The sequence below is a fragment of the Pigmentibacter ruber genome, assembly GCF_009792895.1.
GTDB lineage: Bacteria > Bdellovibrionota_B > Oligoflexia > Silvanigrellales > Silvanigrellaceae > Silvanigrella > Silvanigrella rubra.
Window position 1 is genome coordinate 1108888 of record NZ_WSSC01000001.1, and the last position, 17232, is coordinate 1126119.

Sequence of the window (17232 nt, forward strand, 5' to 3'; positions counted from 1 at the left end):
TTTATTTTTTCCTAAAGACTTCATGGAGTAAAAAATGGATAAAATTTCCAATTTTATCCTCAGCAGTAACAATTTTAACTATGTGATTGTTTTGTTTAACTTCATTTCTTAGAAAAGTAATTTGATTTTCAATGTTTTTATAGTACTCAGATTCGCTAAAATGTATATTATTTTTAATATTAATATCATTTTTCCATGGAATAAGTTCTTCTATATTTTCATTTAATTTAGTTGTTTCTAATGGGTCTCTTGGCAATAGAAATACTGCTTTTTTAATTTTGAAATTTTTTAATAATTCAAGGACATTTTTTGCTGCTGCCAAATGATTATCATGTATATATAAAAGATCAGTTATAAAATAAACATATTCAGCATTTTGTAACTCTGTTTGATATTGTTTGCTTCCAGAAAATAAATCAATCGTATTAACAGGTAGTATTTTAAAAAAATGAGATAATCCTTTATGGGCTTCTTCTAAAATAGCTAAAATACCGTTTGCTAATTGACCTTTATTAATTTTTGATTTTTCTGAAAAATAAGCCATATTAAAATAATTATGAAAAATAACAATAACTTTTTGTCTTCCAGGAGAAAAATCTATTTTTGTTAATAATTCATTTGTTTTAATAAAGTGTGGTTTTGAAATAGTAACTATTGGATCACCAATTTCAAATGGCCGTGTTGCTATTCCTAAACGGCTAGGAGAATTTTTTTTAAAAAAGTCATTTGCTGAAAAAATACCACCAAATTTTTCTTTTATGTAAGATCTTATCGCAAGAGGTAATGCTTTTGAAGGGTTTACGCATGGCCAATACTTTTCTTCCATTGGAAAAACACTAGCAATTTGTTCAAAGTTCATTTTCGTTTTGCCTTTTTTTGGAAGCCGATTGATAAATATGTTATCCCTCTTGCTAGAATTATGTTAACAGAGATTGTCAAGTTAGGACAAATTTATGAAAACGGTTCCAATAAAAATTTTGTTCATAACAAATTGGAAAGGTAACCACTTATGTCTCCTGAATTTTTAAAGCTGTTAAATTTGGTTGAAGCAAAAACTTTTGAAAATCCTGCTGAGCTCATGGGAGAAATAAGACAAGCATACCAAAATATAATTCGTAGTTTTATGTTACCCAGTCCTTTGCGTCGTTCTCAATGGTTAAGCCAATTAACCGGTGGCGATATCTGGCTTAAATTAGAATCTTTAAATCCAAATGGGTCGTTTAAGGTTAGAGGTGCTTTAAATGCTATTTATAATTTAAAAGCAAAAAGTAAAGGCAAAGGTAAATTAAAAGTTTGTGCAGCATCAGCTGGGAATCATGCACAAGGAATTGCGTTTGCAGCAAAAAATCTAGATTGTGAAGCACATATTTTCTTGCCCAAAACAGCTCCCTTAGTTAAGCGAGATGCGACAGAAAAATTGGGAGCCATCATTTATTTAGAAGGTATGAATTTAGAGGAAGCAACAGAAGCTGCACTTGAGTTTTCAAAAAAAGAACATGCGCATTTTATTCATGCTTATAACAATTATGACATCATTCTAGGACAGGCTACTTGTGCTTTGGAAGCATTAGAACAATATGCTGAAGCAACTAGTTCGTCATACGGAGATATAGATTATTTTGTTTGTAGTGTGGGTGGTGGTGGATTAGCAGCAGGCGCTTCTATTGTATTGAAGGCTGGTACAAAAGGAAATATTGTAGGTGTTGAACAAGAATTTTACAATTCTGCTGTGAAAAGTTTTCAAAATAAAATACAAACTCCTATTGATAAACCAGCACATGCAACTATTGCAGATGGGATTGCTGTGGGTTTAATTGGAAATTTAAACTATAATTATATGACACGCTTTGTTCAAAATTTTTCTGTAGTTTCCGATGACTATATCGTACAAGCAATTTTAGGGTTATGCGAACAAGAACGACTCTTGGCTGAAGGAGCAGGAGCGGCAGCAATTGCAGATTTGCTTAAACGTCCTGATTTTTATGCTGGGAAAAAAGTAATTGCATGCATTAGCGGTGGAAATATTGATCCCCAGTTGCTCACCCGTGTTATTACAAGAGGCCTTAATATTACAGATAGGGTTTTGCGAGTGAGTGTTTGTGTTAGCGATAGGCCTGGGGGATTAAAAAAACTACTTGAATGTGTTGCAGCCTTAGAAGGAAATGTGCTTGATCTTATTCACGATCGCACTTACAGCGAAGTAAGTGTAGGTGATGTTGATGTGGAATTGTCATTGGAAACCCGAAATTCGGAGCATCAGTATTTATTATTAGAAAAGCTTGAAGAAGCTGGTTTTAAGCCAAGAAGGCGGCATTGAAATGATTGATAGTTTGATTGGTTTTGAGGAGGATGCGTTGTGAGCGGTGGTTTACTAGAGTGTTATGACACCATTATAGTTGGTGGAGGTCCTGTAGGTTTGTTTGGTGCATATTATGCAGGATTACGCGATATGTCCGTCAGACTTGTGGATAGAAGGCATGAATTAGGAGGTCAGCTTACAGCAATTTATCCCGAAAAATGGGTTTATGATATAACAGGAATACCTGCTATTAGAGGAAAAGATTTATATAAAAATTTATTTGCACAAAGTGCTCCATATAATATTCCAAGCAGTCTGAATGAAGAAGTGGTGCTAATAAGAAAGAATAGAAATAATATTTTATGCATTGAAACTCGTAACGGAACAGTTATGCACACTAAAACTGTTATGTTATGCTTAGGAATGGGTGCGCATATTCCACGTCGTCTAGATATAAAAAATTTACGTGAATTTGAAGGTAAAGGAGTTTATTATGGAGTCCAATCTTTAGATACGTTCAAAAATAAAAAAGTTTTAGTAGTGGGTGGTGGAGATAGTGCCCTTGATCTGGCATTAACTATTGTAAATGAATGTAAAGATTTATATGTATTACATCGATCCGATCGATTTAATGCACATGAAGAGACAACAAAAAAACTATATTCTTCTGATGCTGAAATAAGAACTTTTAGTGAATTAATTGAAATTCATGGTGATGAAAGTCATGTGAAAGCAGTCACTATTCGAAATACTAAAACTGGTGAATCAGAAAAATTAGAAATTGATGAAATTATAATTGCTATTGGACTCTTATTCAATTTGGATGTAATCCAGCAATGGGGAATACAAATGGAAGGCAATTCAATTGTAGTTGATCACAATAGACAAACTTCTATTTCTGGAATTTATGCTGCAGGTGATATAGTTACTTATCCAGGAAAAATGAAATTAATTGGTCCAGGTACTTCAGAGGTTATGCAAGCAATTAATCATGCAAAATCCTATATTCAAGAAAATTTTCCATATCTATAAAAAATCGTCGAATTCATAACTCGCTTTTTCGTATGTAGAACGAACTACAGGTAGTAATTTTACAGGGAAGCTTTCAGAATTTTTTCCATAACAACCCTGAATAATATCGCAATATAGATAATTTTTTTTCCCATTTTCATCTTCAGTATATAACGAGTAATAACGTTCAGAGTTATATTGTTTTATTTCTTTAAATTTAAAAATGAAATTGTTTAAAAGTTGTCCTTTTTTTTGGATAAATTGAAAGCTATTATTCTGAAATGTTAAATAGTTTTTTTCTGTATCAGCAGTCTTTATAAATTTAATAAGAAAAGGAGCGTTTTCCTGAAGATTTTCTTTACAAAGATTTTTATCTATTGGTTCTAAATTAAAAAAACCAAAATTAACGCTGGAAAGATATGGGGATATTTTCAAATATGGAGAATTTGAAAGAATTGAATCATATCTTATAATAAATCCATTTGATTTTTCTTGGTCTAAAAAATTAGGAATAGCAAGAACATAGTCTTGGCAATATTTAATTGGATATTGAAATGCATCATGAAGTAATACTTGTGCATATAAAAATTTTGAAAAGAAAATTGTAGTGAGGAAAACAATAAAATATTTCATATTTATTTCCTTTATTTAATTGCATTTTTAAGATTATTTTCTAACAATGAAGCATAATAATTTAAAAAAGTCAATTCAATTTTGGAAACAATATTTTTTATTTGCTTTTAAGAAATATTTAATAAAAGTAGAAATTTCTCTATTGCTGATTGAATTACATAATCTGATATCTTTGTTTTTGATAATGTCTTGTCAAGATAATCAATAAAAGCACTTCCTATAATCACTCCATTAGCACCAATTTCTTTTGCTTCAAGAATATGATCTTTATGAGATATTCCAAATCCAAGCCAAATGTCAGTGCTGAATTTTGCTTTTAATTTTGCTATTGCCTTTTGCGTCGATATATTTAGTTCTTTACTATTGCCAGTAACACCTTGAACTCTAGTTAAGTATATCATACTGAATTTTTCTGGAGGCACGAGATTTTCTGTATTTAAGACAATTTCAGGAGTTAAAAACCAAACTCTAGGTGTAGAAATTTCGAATGGAAGTTTTTTATTATAATTTAAATCAGAAAATAATAAACCGGAGAACTTTGGAAAAGAAGCTCTTCTTTCCTCTGTATACAATAATTGAGTTGTTGTCATAATAGATATTTTCTGCTCATGATTACAATATTTTTTTAAATCATTTAATGCAGTGCAAATTTCATACCAAGATAAGTTTGAATTTAATGCTCTTTTATGACTTTCTTGAATAATGACACCATCTAAAAGCGGATCGCTAAAAGGTAACCCAATTTCTAAAAGATCAACATTAGCTTTTAATAAATGCTTAAAAATTGAAAAACTATTTTTTAAACCAAAATCTCCAAGTGTATGATATATTCCTATTTTCATTTTAACTCACTTTTATTTTTAAAATTTGAAATTGTATCTAAGTCTTTATCTCCTCTTCCACTCAAGCAAATAATAATTGTTTCACCTGGATTATTTGCTAAATATTTTTTTGCACCTGCAACTGCGTGTGCTGATTCAAGTGCACATAAAATCCCTTCTTCTGTTGCAAGCTCATTCAGACTTTGTATGCATTCTTCGTCTAAGATGGCTTGTGTTTGAAGGCGATTTTCTTGTTTTAATCCTGCTAACCAAGGACCAACTGCAGGATAATCAAGTCCAGCACTTATTGAGTGGGTTTCTGCAATTTGTCTATTGGATGTTTGCAAAATAAATGTTTCCATGCCATGTAAAACACCCATTGCTCCATGACTTAAACTTGCAGCACCTGCGGCTTCACAACCAACAAGTTTTACAGATTCATCGCTAACAAAAGCAGAAAAAATTCCTGCAGCATTACTGCCTCCTCCAATACAGGCAAATATTGCTGAAGGTAAAAAAGAAGTTTTTTCTAAAATTTGTTTTCGACTTTCATTTCCAATTACTTTTTGAAAATGACGAACGATAGAAGGATATGGATGCGGACCCACAATTGAACCAAGGCAATAGAAATGGTCTTGATAGTTTGCAACCCAGAAACGCATTGCTGCATTAACTGCTTCTTTTAATTTTTTCGAACCATCTGTCACAGGAATTAAGTGGGCTCCAAATAATTTCATTCTCAAAGCATTTAAATATTGTCTTTGAACATCTATTTCACCTTGGAAAACCTGCAATGATAACTTTAAATTTGCACATGCCATAGCGGTTGCAACTCCATGTTGCCCTGCACCAGTTTCTGCAATAACATTTTTAATTCCCATAAATTTAGCAAGTGAGCATTGAGCAATAGCATTATTTAATTTATGTGCTCCGCCATGAACCAAATCTTCACGTTTTAGAAATATTTTACCTTTATATAACTTTCCTAAGTTTTTCGCTTCATGTAAAGCTGTTTCTCTTCCTGCAAAATCTTTTAATAAACAAGATAGTTTTTTTACTTCTGTTGGATCAGAAATAAATTGATTAAATCCCTTTTCTAAATTTTTTAATGCATTATCTAATAATGGGGTAAGATATGTTATATTTTTTTCCATTTCCAATGCTAAATCACCCATGTTTTATTCCTTTAATTAATTTTTCCATTTTTCGCATTTTATCAATTGAAAGTATATTTTCTGTTGTTGTTAATTCGTCATTACAAATTGCGCTAGAACAATCAATTCCAATAATTTTCCAATTTTTTTCTAAAGCCTCTTGATATCTTTCTTTATAGTTTAGAAAATTAATACCATTACTAAGAAATATTGGAATTTTATTGTTTTTGATATTCTCAGGATAACTTTCTATTATTCCTTTACCCGGAATAGAGCCATCAATTAAAAATGCTGTTGTATTTAAATAATTACCAGAATTTGAACTTATATGATATTTAGATTTATCCAACATAGGAAATGAGTATGCATGTTCTGTACAAGCAAAGTTTTTAACAAGATTAAGGCAATTTAAATCAATATCATTTCTTGTTATAAAACAAATTTTATTTTGATTTTTTTCTATAACTGGAAGCATTTCTTTTAAGCTACTTATACCAACAAATTTTTTTGATTGAGGGATTAAATTAATGCCTATAAGCTCAACTGAAGTATTTAAAGCATTTTGCAAATCTACTAATGTTTTTGCTCCACAAAATTTAGTAGTAATATTTGGTTTTTTAATATTGGAAATAAAATTTTTAATATCATGATAATCGTTTATTTTCATTAATGCTGTTCCAATAATACAGCCTTTGAAAATTTTTAAAGTTGTATTAGCCTCTTTTATTTCTTCAATATTACTTGCAATAATTATTTTATTTGGATCGAATTTTTCATTGCTAAAGTTTAGCAAAAAATTTCTAAAATATTTATTTTCTTCTAACGAAAATAAACTTCTTGAATTTAACACATAGAAGTCACCAATTTTTGGGAGGAAAAAAGAGCTTTCAACGAAAGAACTAACGTTTAATTCTTTACAGTAATCAACTAGTTCAACTAGCTTACTCTCAGATATGTAATCTTGCAAAAGTAATATTCCATTCGCTCCTGCTAGTACCAAATTTTTAATTTGATATTTTTCTGTAATAAAATCTTTCGCTAAAATAGGTTTATTTGTTAATTCTCTTATCTTTCTAAGAATATCTAAAGAACCAGAAAAAGAAGGATGGGTTATAAAACTAATTCCGTCAGCCATTTCATACGCGTTTAATCTTTCTTCTAATGCTAAAGTATTAGAAATAGTTGATTTAGGATTATTTAATTTTATTTCTGCTAAAAGTAATTTTTCTTTATTATTAAAAGATTGGTATTTTGTTTCGGGAATTTTTATTTTTGGTAAATCAAAATTGTGCTGAACTAAGATAGGACTTTTCGGATGAAGGGGAGATAATTTTTTTATTTGCTCTATTTTTTTTGCAACTAAATTAGAATATTCATTAAAGTTATTTTGGATTACTTTATAATTTAGTAGAATTTTTTCAACTATATTTTTTTCTTCATAATTCATCAAGCAATTTTTGTAGCTAAATTCATTTAATACATACAAAATTGCTAAGTTGTATGAAATAAGATTTTTTGCATAATTAGTTGAATCACTTTCAGCGTTGCTTAATAAATCTTCAGTCACTTTAATGCTATTTGAAAAAATTTCTTTTCTATTTAAACTATTTAATTCAATAGGATTTATTTCAATTTTTTTATATTTTTTATCTTTGCAAAAATATAGAATTGTTGAGGAATATGGTGAAGCTTCATCTAAATAACCATTTTGATCATAGGAAGAAACTATGATTGCAGTTTCATTTAAAAGTGAGCAAGTATCTGCTATTGTTAAAGCTATATTAAAATTAAACGCACCAATTAGTTTACCCTTCACATCAATTGGATTGAGGAGTGGTCCAAGTAAATTAAAAATAGTTGGGCCTTTTATCTCTTTTCTAATGGCAGCGCTTTTTGCAAATATAGGATAAGTAAATGAGGCGGGTAAAAATAAAAAATTCGTAGCACGAAAGTATTCGTCAGCATTTTCAATAATTTTTTGTAGAGGGATGTGATTTTTTTCTAAAAAATCAACAGCACCAATTTTTCCATTGGAAGAACGCCCACCATGCTTGATTATTTGAAAACCTAAACAACTTGCATAAAGACCAGTGAGTGTAGAAGTGTTTAATTTATCAACTCCAATCCCACCAGTTCCAACAATATCAAATAATGGGAAGTCTGCTTGTGAAATTATTTGTTTTAGTTTTTGTGGGCTGTTACTTACTTTTTTTAATTCTAAAACTAGTTTGGCAAGACAATTGCTGCTAATATCTGTTCCAATATCATTTAAAAATTCTTTAGTAAGATTATCAGATAATATATTGCTTAATATATATTTATCATCATTTAATTTATTTTTCATTTTTTATTCCATCTTAAATTAAAAATTCATATTACTTATTTTATAATCTTTGTTACGTTTTCATGAGATTGAATCCATCCAATTTTTAACAATTGTTTCGCCAATTTGTCCTGTTAGAAAACTTTCAGGATGAAATTGAACAGCACAAATATTTTTTTCAAGATTAGTAATTTCTAGAGCCATTGGAGTATTTAGTTCATCAACGGCAACAATTTTTATTTGATCAGGAATCTTGTTCCCATATAAAGAATGATATCTACCAACTAAAAAATTTGTCGGTAAATTTTTAAAAAGAATTTCACTTTTTTTAGTTAGACATTGTTTTGCTTTCCCATGAACAGGTTTCTGCAGCTTTTTAACTTCCCCCCCAAAGGCCTCAATAATAGCTTGAAATCCTAGACAAACTCCAAAAATGGGTTTTTTGTTTATGAGGGATTGTATATGTTGAATTAAAAAACCAGCATCTCTTGGGTGAGAAGGCCCTGGAGAAAGTATAACTCCAGCATATTTATCAAAATCAATTTTTCTAATATTATTTTTAACAATATCAACTTTTGCACCGCATTTTTCAAATAATGCTAATAAATTATTACTAAAGCTATCAAAATTTTCAATCATTAAATAATTGTTATTTTTCTCGAAATTATTTGGAATAATATTCTTATTATTTATCACAATATTAGGTTTTTTATTTAGATTAAAACAAAGATCATCATTTTTAATTAATGAAACTAAATTTTTTAATTTAGAACCACATTCCCAAAATTCATATTCAGGATCTGCTTCTAAAGTGATTGATGAACCAGCTTGAAATGTTATATGATTTTCCTGAATAAAAGCTGTTCTAATTAATATAATTGTCTTTAGACTTCTATTTGGTTGAATGTGTATTAAATTTCCTCCATAAAAATTTCGTTTTTCTTTTTCTATATTATAAATTATTTCCATAGATTTTCTTTTAGGAACACCTACTAATGTTCCAGCATTAATACAATGTAACATGGCATAAATATAATTTATATTATTATTTAATATACCTGTTACAGTAGCTTGTGTATGAATTATATGTTCTAGAATAAGAGGCTCTCTATATTTTGAAACTTCAACATGTTTGCAAAACTTATTTAAATCGTTTCTTGCTAAATCTATTAACATATCTAGTTCAGATTTTTCTTTTTCTGAATTCATCAATAAATTTAATTCATTTTTATCTTCTTGAGTTAACTCTTTGGAATTAGTTATTCTTCGAATTGAACCGCTTATTGGTCGCATTGTTGCTAAATTTTCAGAAATATCTATTAATATTTCAGGGCTAGCACCACAAATTTTTGTTTCCCGAAATTCAAGAGCAAATCTGTAATTTGCTTGTTGAGTTAATATTGGATATTTTAAGTAATTAAAAATTTCTGTTTCATTTGTTTTAAAATCTATTTTTCTCGATAAAACAAATTCATAAACATCACCATTTTTTAAATGTTCAAGAACTTTTTTGTATCTTTCAAAATATTTATCACTATTGTTATTTTTCAGTATTAATTCAGGTAGTTTTGTCTCTTTTTGGATAAAATTAGCTATATAATTTTCTGTCTTTTGTTCATCACATTCACATAATTTAAATTCAAAAATAGTATAATTATCAGTTATAGAGTTTAAATTTTCTAAAAGATGAGCAGATTCAAAAGTAAGTGCAGAAATGCAGTGTAATTTATATGTATGGCATATTTCTTCTAAATCATTTAATAGACTTAATTGTTTAAATATTTTGATATTTGAAAATTTTTGATTATCATTATTCTTGTTGTTAATTATTTCTAAGATATTATCGTAACTGTCTTTAATTTTATCGGCTAATTTTGAAAAATAACTATCTTCAATATTTAGGACTATTTTTTCTTTATATACAGTCCCACTAATGTAGGTTTTTCTAATTTCATAGGTTGTTTCAGGATATGAAAGAAATTGTGTCATATTTTCTCCTAATTCAAACGATTAAATAATTTTAAAACTTCTCTAGTTTGATCTGGGTTCAATCTAGGATCACAAGCAGTTTTATAATTTTTTTCTACATCAAATATAGTTATATTAGAATTTTCACTGAAGCATTCAGTTACAATTTGATCTGTAGTTTCTAAGTGTACTCCTGCTAATACAGAATTTTCATTTCCATGTATTTCAATATTCATTAATACTTCTTTTTGTATGTTTTCTAAACTTCGAGTTTTTGTTTTATTAGTTGTTTGCTGTGTATTTCCATGCATTGGATCACATACCCAAGTAACATTTAAAAGGTTTTTCTTCACAATTTGAATTAAATTTGGTAAATATCTTTCAACTTTATTAACTCCAAATCTACTAATAAGTGTAATCTTTCCTTCTTCGTTTAGTGGATTTATTTTTTTTATGATATTAATCAATTCTTCACAATTTAAATTTTCGCTAATTTTAATTCCAATAGGATTAAATAATTTACTTGCATACTCAATATGTGCGTTATTATATTGTCGAGTTCTTTCACCAATCCAAAAAAAATGTGTGCTACTATTATAGTATTTATTTTTTTTCTTATGATATTTTGTGTAACAGTTTTCATAATCTAAGAGGAGAGCTTCATGTGCAGTAAATATTTCATCTTTTTTATTATAGTCTTTTATAAATTTATGGACATTTTCTGCACATAATTGAGCAATTTTTAAATTCCTTGAATTATGTTGCCTAGCTTCTAAACTTTTATCTGGGAGATTGACTATATCACCTCTGTATACCGGAAAAAGTACCCCATTTATTTTCTCAAATTCCTCACTTCTTGGTTTTGCAAATTGTCCACCAATTCGTCCTATGAGTAGTACTTCTTTACAAAGAATTTTCTGCAGAAAATCTTTTTGTGCTTCATATTCAGAAAGCTTTTTCTCAACTTTTTCTTGTGTACAATCTTTGAACTGTTCTGCACAATCACCTGTTTGAAGTACAAAACAATTTCCTGAGCTCGCAGAACTAAGCTTTTTTTTTATTCTTTCTAAACTTTCAAATTCTATAAAACTTTTTACTTTTGCTATTTCACTTAAAATTTTGAAGTAAACATCGTCTTTTTGAAATTTTGGTTGTTGTAAAATAGGAAGTTTTTTCCAAGATTCTGTATTCCAATTTCTCAAAGAATAATTTAAATGAGTTGAGTTTTTTAGATTATCTTGAATTATAGAATCAGAAATTTGCATAGAATATGCTCCCAAATAAAAATAATTAATAAATGGTTAAAAAAGTAGCATTTAAATTGTGCAGCAATGTATTGATGTAATAACGTAATAATATATCAGTACTATTGTAATAGCGTAATAGCACAATTTTTTGTAACAGATTTTCTTCACTCCTGTCAATATTTACTTTCTGAAATTAAAAAAATGGGAGTCTTGACAAGAGTTAAAAATGATAATAATAATTATTATCAATAAAGAAATAAGTAAATTTAGGAGGTTATATGTTTCATAAATTAAGAAAAATTTCGTTAGGTATTGGGTTAAGTATTTTATTTGTTACTCAGGCCTTTTCGCAAGGAAATCCCACATGCCAAGTAAATGTTAATGGAAATTTAAAACGAGTGCATGTTTGGTATTCTTTTACAAATTTGGATACAAAATATTCCTGGTTTATGCAAATTTCTAATATTTTTGAAAATAATATAGGGTTTGTTGATGAAAATTGTCACATGCTAGATGTCACTCAAAAACTTGAATTACCATCAAATTCTGGGAAAAAAATTGGAATGGTGGTTCTTGAAGAGAAATCTTTTCAATCCATTTATTCTTTTATTGGAGTGAGAAATGATGAAGCAATTAAAATTGTTCCAAATAAAAAAACAGCATGTCTTTTTGTTGTAGCACCATATGGTCCTGGTCAAATGGATAGAACTGATTGGAAGCTTAATAATTCAGATTGTTATGCAACAGATTATGGGACAAAAATTTATTTCAAATAAATAGGTTAAGCTTAATTATCTATGGAAAGCTCACCTTTTTGTAAAACCCATGTACGATTGGCTAAAAACTTTGCACGCTGTTCATCATGAGTGATCATCATAGTTGCTATTTTTCTTTGCTTTGTAAAGTTATTTACAAATTGAAGCAAATTTTCAGTCGAAACGGGATCAAGAGCAGCTGTAGGTTCATCAAGCAACAACAAGTCAGGCTCGCAAAGTGTAGCCATAACGATTGTTATAATCTGTCTTTGACCGCCAGATAATTTCCCTATTGGTGTTTGTAAAAGTTCTTCTAAACGCAAACCTAGGGGTTTTAAAGTTTCTTCGACAATATTTTCGGGAAAATTTTTAATAGCACTTTTGAAACCAGCTGTTTTCGATTTTAGCATTGCCATCGCTAAATTTTCAGCAACTGTCATTGTGGCTACAGAACCCATATGAGTATTTTGAAACACACGACTGATAAACTGTGCTCTTTTAGTTTCTGATAATTGAGTAATATCCGAACGGTTGCGAAATATTTTACCTGTAGATGGTTTTATCCTTCCAGAAATTGTATCTAAAAGAGTGGTTTTGCCAGCTCCGTTATGCCCTAAAATTAAAATAAAATCTTTTTCTTGAATAGAGCAATTGATGTTACTTAAGGCTTTAAACTCACCAAAATTTACATGAACATTTTCAACACGAATCATTTAGCTTGAACTCCTTTAACATTTTCCAATTTTTTAATAACAAGAATAAAAACAATAAGGAGTCCTGTAATTAATTTTTGCCAAGAAGGTTCAACTTGTAATTCTATTGTTATTGCAATTAGTAATTGATAGATTATTGAACCTAAAATTGCCATTAAAAACATATTTGCAGCAATCATTTCTGCAATCATACAGCCTGCTAATGCGGCGATTAAGGTACCAACATTTCCGAATGCAGAATAGAAACCACTATATTGAACGAAAATTCCACCAGCAAAGGCACTCAAAGCATTAGCTAAAACTAAAGATAAAGTTATATAAAAAGGAACGCTTTTTCCTAATGAAGTTACAAATTGCTCATTTACTCCAGTTGAACGCAGAATAAAACCATTTTCTGTTTTCATATACCAGATAAAAATAAATGCTGTTAATAAAGAAAGAATTGCTAATAGGAGTAGCGAGCTATAAGAGGAAAAGTGTAAAGAAGTAAAAATAGTGTGTGCGTTACCTAAAGCAACATTAGCTGTACCAATATTTATACTTATTGAAAAAAGCATTGTCGTAACAACAATACCAGCAATCAATTTATTTAACCCTAATTTCGTATGGAGCATTCCTGTTATACAGCCAGAAAATCCTCCACTGATCACTGCTATTATCAAAGCAAGCCAAGGATCAAAATTATGGAGAATTGCCCAAGCAACAACAGCTCCGCCTAATCCAAAGGTTCCTTCAATACTGAAGTCGTCAAATTTCATAACTCTGGAAGCCAAGTAAATTGCCATAACTACAAATGAACCAATAAAACCACGCTCTAAAATTCCAATAACTACAGGTAAAATAGAAGAAGACATTATAAAATTCCTAAAAAAACTTTCCGCAAAGGAAATAAAAAAACTGAGCAGTGGCCTTATAAAACAATCAAGTCATTTTTCAAAGAATTGGGTAGCACTATATTTAAACGTTTTAGTTCATATGAATTGATGAATACTTTACTATTAGGAGAAATGACCTGTAACTCCATAGGAGGTATGCCTTTATTTAAGATGTTTTTTAATAATTCCGCTGCTTGAACCCCTGATTGAACATAATCAACGCCAAATTGCATAAAAGGTGCATCTTTTTCGCCTGTCCAAGTTGTTATTAAAGGAATTTTTGCTTTGTCAGCGATTTGTTTAACAATAGGAAAAGCTGAAGCAATCGTGTTGTCAGTTGGAACAAGAATGGCTTGAGCATTTAAAACAGCATTTTGGGTTGCCGCAGCTACATCAGCCTGACTGTTTACTCCGTTTTCTTGAAATTCAACGCCAATTTTTGTGAGTTCCGCTTTCATTTTTTTAACAAGAAGAACAGAGTTGGTTTCTCCTGGGTTATATAGTAATGAAATTTTCCTTAAATTTGGGATCAGTTGTTTAATAATTGATATTTGTTTTTCTACATCTGCCATATCTGTGGCACCAGTAATATTTGAACCTGGAAAACGTAAATGTTGTCCTTCAGGGTCGGTCACAGCTGCAAAAAGAATGGGTCTATCTTTTATAACAGCTTTTAAAGCTTGCACAGAAGGTGTTGCGATTGCATAAAAAGCCTTAATATTTTCATTTGCTTTAAAGCTAGAAGCAATAGCCTGTGCTTGTACAACAGAGCCTTGAGCATTTTGTTCTACTATTACTATTTTTTGTCCATATTCCTTTTTTAACTCTGAAATAAATCCTTCTTTAGCTTCATCTAAAGGAGGGAATGAGGCAAATTGTAAGATGCCAATAGTGATTTGATTAGAATCTACTTTATTACGTTTTAGCAAGACAACTCCAGATAAAATTACTATAAGTATAGCAATTAATAAAATAATTTTTTTGCTCATTTTTCAATTTCTCCAAATAATTTATGTTAATTTAAATTATAAGATTAATATAATTAATATTCAATTTTTGAAAAGGGGAAAATTTTAAAAGTAAAATCGATAGGCAAAATAGAAAGTAAAAAATGCGGAAGACGCTATAGATAAAGTGTTTCGTTGTTGTCGATTTCTAAGAAGTACTTTTAATAACGTTTCCATGATACTGCTCCATATTTGCAAAATCTTGGTTTGTGTAGAAATTCTAGCAACAAACCAGACAGTATGAGTTTAGCTAAAAACTCTTCGTAGTGCAAGGGTTAAATAGTGAAATTATAATAAAGTAACAGAGTTTTTAATATTTTCAGGTAAAATAACATTGTATTTTTTTAATTCCAAAGAGTTTATATATATTTTGCTGCTAGGAGATATAAATTCTAATTCAGCTGGTTTTTTTCCTTCAGCAATAATTGATCTTAACAAAATTGCAGCTTGAATACCTGATTGTGTATAATCCACTCCAAATTGCATTAAAGGAGGGTTTTTTTCATTAGTACCTGTTGTTATTAAAGGAATATTTGCTTTGTCTGCTATTTGTCTGACGATGGGAAATGCTGAGGAAATTGTATTGTCAGTTGGGACTAAAATGGCTTGGGCATTTTGCGCTGCATTTTGCGCTGCAGCTGCAACGTCTGCTTGACTATTCGCTCCTACATCAAGAGCCTGAATATTATATTTAACTAATTCTTCCTTCATTTTTTTTACTTGTATCGTTGAGTTTGATTCGGCAGGATTGTATAAGATAGCTATTTTATTTAACTTTGGTAATAATGAACGTAAGATTTCTATTTGCTCAGCAATGTCTGCCATATCTGTAGCGCCTGTGATATTAGTATCCGGGGAATTTAAATTTAACCCCACCGGATCTGTTACAGCAGCAAAAATAATAGGTCTATCCTTTATTTCTGACTTCAGTGCCATTACAGATGGTGTAGCAATTGCATAAAAAGCTTTAATATTTTGATTGGCTTTGAAGCTTGAGGCAATTGCCTGTGCTTGAACAACAGACCCTTGTGCATTTTGCTCTAAAAATTTAACATTACTACCGAGTTCTTTTTTAATTTGTTCCATAAAACCAATTCGAGCTTCATCTAAAGCGGGAAATGAAGCAAATTGTAAAATTCCAATAGTTATTTCATCAGGATTTTGTTTAGCTCTATTTATAAGAACAGCAGTTAATAAAATGACTATTAATGAACTAATTAATATAATACTTTTTTTATTCATTTGTACTCCAATATAAAATTTATATGAAAATTTCATTAAAATTTTAAGTTAATATTAAATTTTAAGCAATGAGAAAAGTTTAAGAATCAATAGGCTTGATAATAGGAATAGTAAGATTTTGAAGTTAGTTTTGCTATTTTATTTTGTTTGAGTTTTATAACAATATTTCGAAATAATTTTACTAGCATAACAGACTCCGAAAAATATCTAAATAAAGTAACTTAGCAACATTATTTAGAAGAAAAAATAAAAAACACAAAAGGTTTTTTACAAAAGCAATTTTAGTATATAGCTAAAAAGCTTTTTACGCAACATGAAATCTAATTTAGAAAAGCAATCATTAAAAAATATTTTTACGATACAAAGATCTCACAACACCAATAATTTTGTCATCAGAGTGAGTACCAAAAGGGATAGGAAGATATTCAGGATTCTCTGGAATTAAGATAGCATTAGGTAATGAAAGGTCTTTTTCATCAGAGTTTAATATAAGAGAAATATTTTTTTCATATTGAAAAGAGCCTTTTTTGGCAAATCTTTTAATTGTTGTTTCTGAAAAGCCTAATGAAGCAACGACTATATCATTATCTTTTGCTTCTGAACCTAGTTCTACAAGAACGATATCCTTCGGCAACAGACCAGCAAAAACCATACTTAAACCTTCAATTTCAAGTGCAAATAACTTATTTGCTTTATTTTTAGAGATGTTTGGAAAGGAAATGTATTCAGCCGAATTTTCAATAGCTTCGTGAGGAAAACCTGCTGCAACCCGACCTATTAAAGGTACTCTGATGGAATCTTCAAAACCTGGTAAGACTTGCGGCTGAGGAAGGTAAGAAGAGTTATGATAAGAGTGCTGATTCGTAGAGTATTTTTTTGCTGATATATTTTGGCTTTTAGAATAGTACTGGTAAAAGTACTCACTAACTTCTTTTGTAGGAACTATCTGTCTCGATTTTCCAGGTACGTTGCTTAATAATAACCCTTTTTTTCTAAGGGCTGCGATAACATCTTGTGCGCTACCGATTGATTTCCAATTAAAGTAACTAGCGATTTCTCTGATAGTCGGAGGAGTACCGGTGCTATCCATATGGTTAAAAATATATTCCATTACTTTAAACTGTGCACTTGTTAACTCAACCATAAGAAGCCTCTAAAGGAAAAGGTACCATACTTTTATATGG

Annotated in this window: 15 protein-coding genes; 3 read left to right on the forward strand and 12 right to left on the reverse strand. The window is 29.7% G+C overall.

The genetic code is table 11. The features are described 5' to 3' along the window. Window position 1: 1 nt before the first annotated feature. Window positions 2-859, reverse strand: coding sequence for a hypothetical protein (locus GOY08_RS04605; RefSeq protein WP_158997588.1), 858 nt, complete (start codon window positions 857-859; stop codon window positions 2-4). Between the two features lie 150 nt (window positions 860-1009). Here GOY08_RS04605 and GOY08_RS04610 point away from each other — a divergent pair, with 150 nt between their 5' ends. Together GOY08_RS04610 and GOY08_RS04615 are read left to right on the forward strand one after the other, a co-directional pair. Continuing rightward, a complete protein-coding gene (locus GOY08_RS04610) occupies window positions 1010-2317 on the forward strand; it encodes a pyridoxal-phosphate dependent enzyme (RefSeq protein WP_158997590.1) in 1308 nt (435 codons plus the stop codon). Window positions 2318-2356: 39 nt separating this feature from the next. Next, on the forward strand, window positions 2357-3331 hold the full coding sequence (locus tag GOY08_RS04615) for an NAD(P)/FAD-dependent oxidoreductase (protein WP_158997591.1): 975 nt from the start codon (window positions 2357-2359) through the stop codon (window positions 3329-3331). Here GOY08_RS04615 and GOY08_RS04620 read toward each other — a convergent pair. The 6 genes from GOY08_RS04620 to GOY08_RS04645 all read right to left on the reverse strand — a co-directional run bounded on the left by GOY08_RS04620 (window position 3326) and on the right by GOY08_RS04645 (window position 11474). Then, window positions 3326-3943, reverse strand: coding sequence for a hypothetical protein (locus tag GOY08_RS04620; RefSeq protein ID WP_158997593.1), 618 nt, complete (start codon window positions 3941-3943; stop codon window positions 3326-3328). The genes GOY08_RS04615 and GOY08_RS04620 overlap by 6 nt on opposite strands. Window positions 3944-4050: 107 nt before the next feature. After that, window positions 4051-4785, reverse strand: a complete 735-nt coding sequence (trpA, locus tag GOY08_RS04625; RefSeq protein ID WP_158997594.1) for a tryptophan synthase subunit alpha — start codon at window positions 4783-4785, stop codon at window positions 4051-4053. Beyond that, window positions 4782-5939 carry a tryptophan synthase subunit beta gene (gene trpB / locus GOY08_RS04630; protein WP_158997596.1) on the reverse strand — a complete coding sequence of 386 codons (1158 nt, stop codon included), beginning with the start codon at window positions 5937-5939 and terminating at the stop codon, window positions 4782-4784. Before trpB ends, trpA begins: the two co-directional genes overlap by 4 nt. Then, a complete protein-coding gene (locus tag GOY08_RS04635; RefSeq protein ID WP_158997598.1) occupies window positions 5932-8262 on the reverse strand; it encodes a hypothetical protein in 2331 nt (776 codons plus the stop codon). The genes trpB and GOY08_RS04635 overlap by 8 nt, the downstream gene beginning before the upstream one ends. Window positions 8263-8322: 60 nt before the next feature. Next, entirely contained in the window at window positions 8323-10230 is a 1908-nt protein-coding gene (locus GOY08_RS04640; RefSeq protein WP_158997599.1) for a chorismate-binding protein, read from the reverse strand. An 8-nt stretch (window positions 10231-10238) separates the two neighbouring features. Further along, complete coding sequence (locus GOY08_RS04645) at window positions 10239-11474, reverse strand: 3-deoxy-7-phosphoheptulonate synthase (protein WP_158997601.1); 1236 nt, start codon at window positions 11472-11474, stop codon at window positions 10239-10241. A 260-nt stretch (window positions 11475-11734) separates the two neighbouring features. Here GOY08_RS04645 and GOY08_RS04650 point away from each other — a divergent pair, with 260 nt between their 5' ends. After that, window positions 11735-12232 carry a hypothetical protein gene (locus GOY08_RS04650; protein WP_158997603.1) on the forward strand — a complete coding sequence of 166 codons (498 nt, stop codon included), beginning with the start codon at window positions 11735-11737 and terminating at the stop codon, window positions 12230-12232. An 11-nt stretch (window positions 12233-12243) separates the two neighbouring features. Here GOY08_RS04650 and GOY08_RS04655 read toward each other — a convergent pair whose 3' ends face one another. The 5 genes from GOY08_RS04655 to GOY08_RS04675 form a co-directional block, all read right to left on the reverse strand. Next, entirely contained in the window at window positions 12244-12924 is a 681-nt protein-coding gene (locus tag GOY08_RS04655; RefSeq protein ID WP_158997604.1) for an ATP-binding cassette domain-containing protein, read from the reverse strand. Further along, a complete protein-coding gene (locus GOY08_RS04660) occupies window positions 12921-13778 on the reverse strand; it encodes an ABC transporter permease (protein WP_158997606.1) in 858 nt (285 codons plus the stop codon). Before GOY08_RS04660 ends, GOY08_RS04655 begins: the two co-directional genes overlap by 4 nt. A gap of 56 nt (window positions 13779-13834) precedes the next feature. Beyond that, on the reverse strand, window positions 13835-14788 hold the full coding sequence (locus GOY08_RS04665; protein WP_158997608.1) for an ABC transporter substrate-binding protein: 954 nt from the start codon (window positions 14786-14788) through the stop codon (window positions 13835-13837). Between the two features lie 306 nt (window positions 14789-15094). Then, the gene (locus tag GOY08_RS04670) at window positions 15095-16048 is read right to left on the reverse strand and encodes an ABC transporter substrate-binding protein (protein ID WP_158997609.1); all 954 of its coding nucleotides are present in this window, start codon (window positions 16046-16048) and stop codon (window positions 15095-15097) included. A gap of 340 nt (window positions 16049-16388) precedes the next feature. Next, window positions 16389-17192 carry a LexA family protein gene (locus GOY08_RS04675; RefSeq protein ID WP_158997611.1) on the reverse strand — a complete coding sequence of 268 codons (804 nt, stop codon included), beginning with the start codon at window positions 17190-17192 and terminating at the stop codon, window positions 16389-16391. Window positions 17193-17232 lie beyond the last annotated feature (40 nt).

Excerpts from the sequence above, each read along its gene's own strand:
- GOY08_RS04635 (WP_158997598.1), bottom strand. The coding sequence starts at position 8,262 with ATGAAAAATAAATTAAATGATGATAAATATATATTAAGCAATATATTA.
- GOY08_RS04655 (WP_158997604.1), bottom strand. The coding sequence starts at position 12,924 with ATGATTCGTGTTGAAAATGTTCATGTAAATTTTGGTGAGTTTAAAGCC.
- GOY08_RS04675 (WP_158997611.1), bottom strand. The coding sequence starts at position 17,192 with ATGGTTGAGTTAACAAGTGCACAGTTTAAAGTAATGGAATATATTTTT.
- GOY08_RS04620 (WP_158997593.1), bottom strand. The coding sequence starts at position 3,943 with ATGAAATATTTTATTGTTTTCCTCACTACAATTTTCTTTTCAAAATTT.
- GOY08_RS04665 (WP_158997608.1), bottom strand. The coding sequence starts at position 14,788 with ATGAGCAAAAAAATTATTTTATTAATTGCTATACTTATAGTAATTTTA.
- trpB (WP_158997596.1), bottom strand. The coding sequence starts at position 5,939 with ATGGGTGATTTAGCATTGGAAATGGAAAAAAATATAACATATCTTACC.
- GOY08_RS04645 (WP_158997601.1), bottom strand. The coding sequence starts at position 11,474 with ATGCAAATTTCTGATTCTATAATTCAAGATAATCTAAAAAACTCAACT.
- GOY08_RS04640 (WP_158997599.1), bottom strand. The coding sequence starts at position 10,230 with ATGACACAATTTCTTTCATATCCTGAAACAACCTATGAAATTAGAAAA.
- GOY08_RS04660 (WP_158997606.1), bottom strand. The coding sequence starts at position 13,778 with ATGTCTTCTTCTATTTTACCTGTAGTTATTGGAATTTTAGAGCGTGGT.
- GOY08_RS04610 (WP_158997590.1), top strand. The coding sequence starts at position 1,010 with ATGTCTCCTGAATTTTTAAAGCTGTTAAATTTGGTTGAAGCAAAAACT.
- trpA (WP_158997594.1), bottom strand. The coding sequence starts at position 4,785 with ATGAAAATAGGAATATATCATACACTTGGAGATTTTGGTTTAAAAAAT.
- GOY08_RS04650 (WP_158997603.1), top strand. The coding sequence starts at position 11,735 with ATGTTTCATAAATTAAGAAAAATTTCGTTAGGTATTGGGTTAAGTATT.
- GOY08_RS04670 (WP_158997609.1), bottom strand. The coding sequence starts at position 16,048 with ATGAATAAAAAAAGTATTATATTAATTAGTTCATTAATAGTCATTTTA.
- GOY08_RS04605 (WP_158997588.1), bottom strand. The coding sequence starts at position 859 with ATGAACTTTGAACAAATTGCTAGTGTTTTTCCAATGGAAGAAAAGTAT.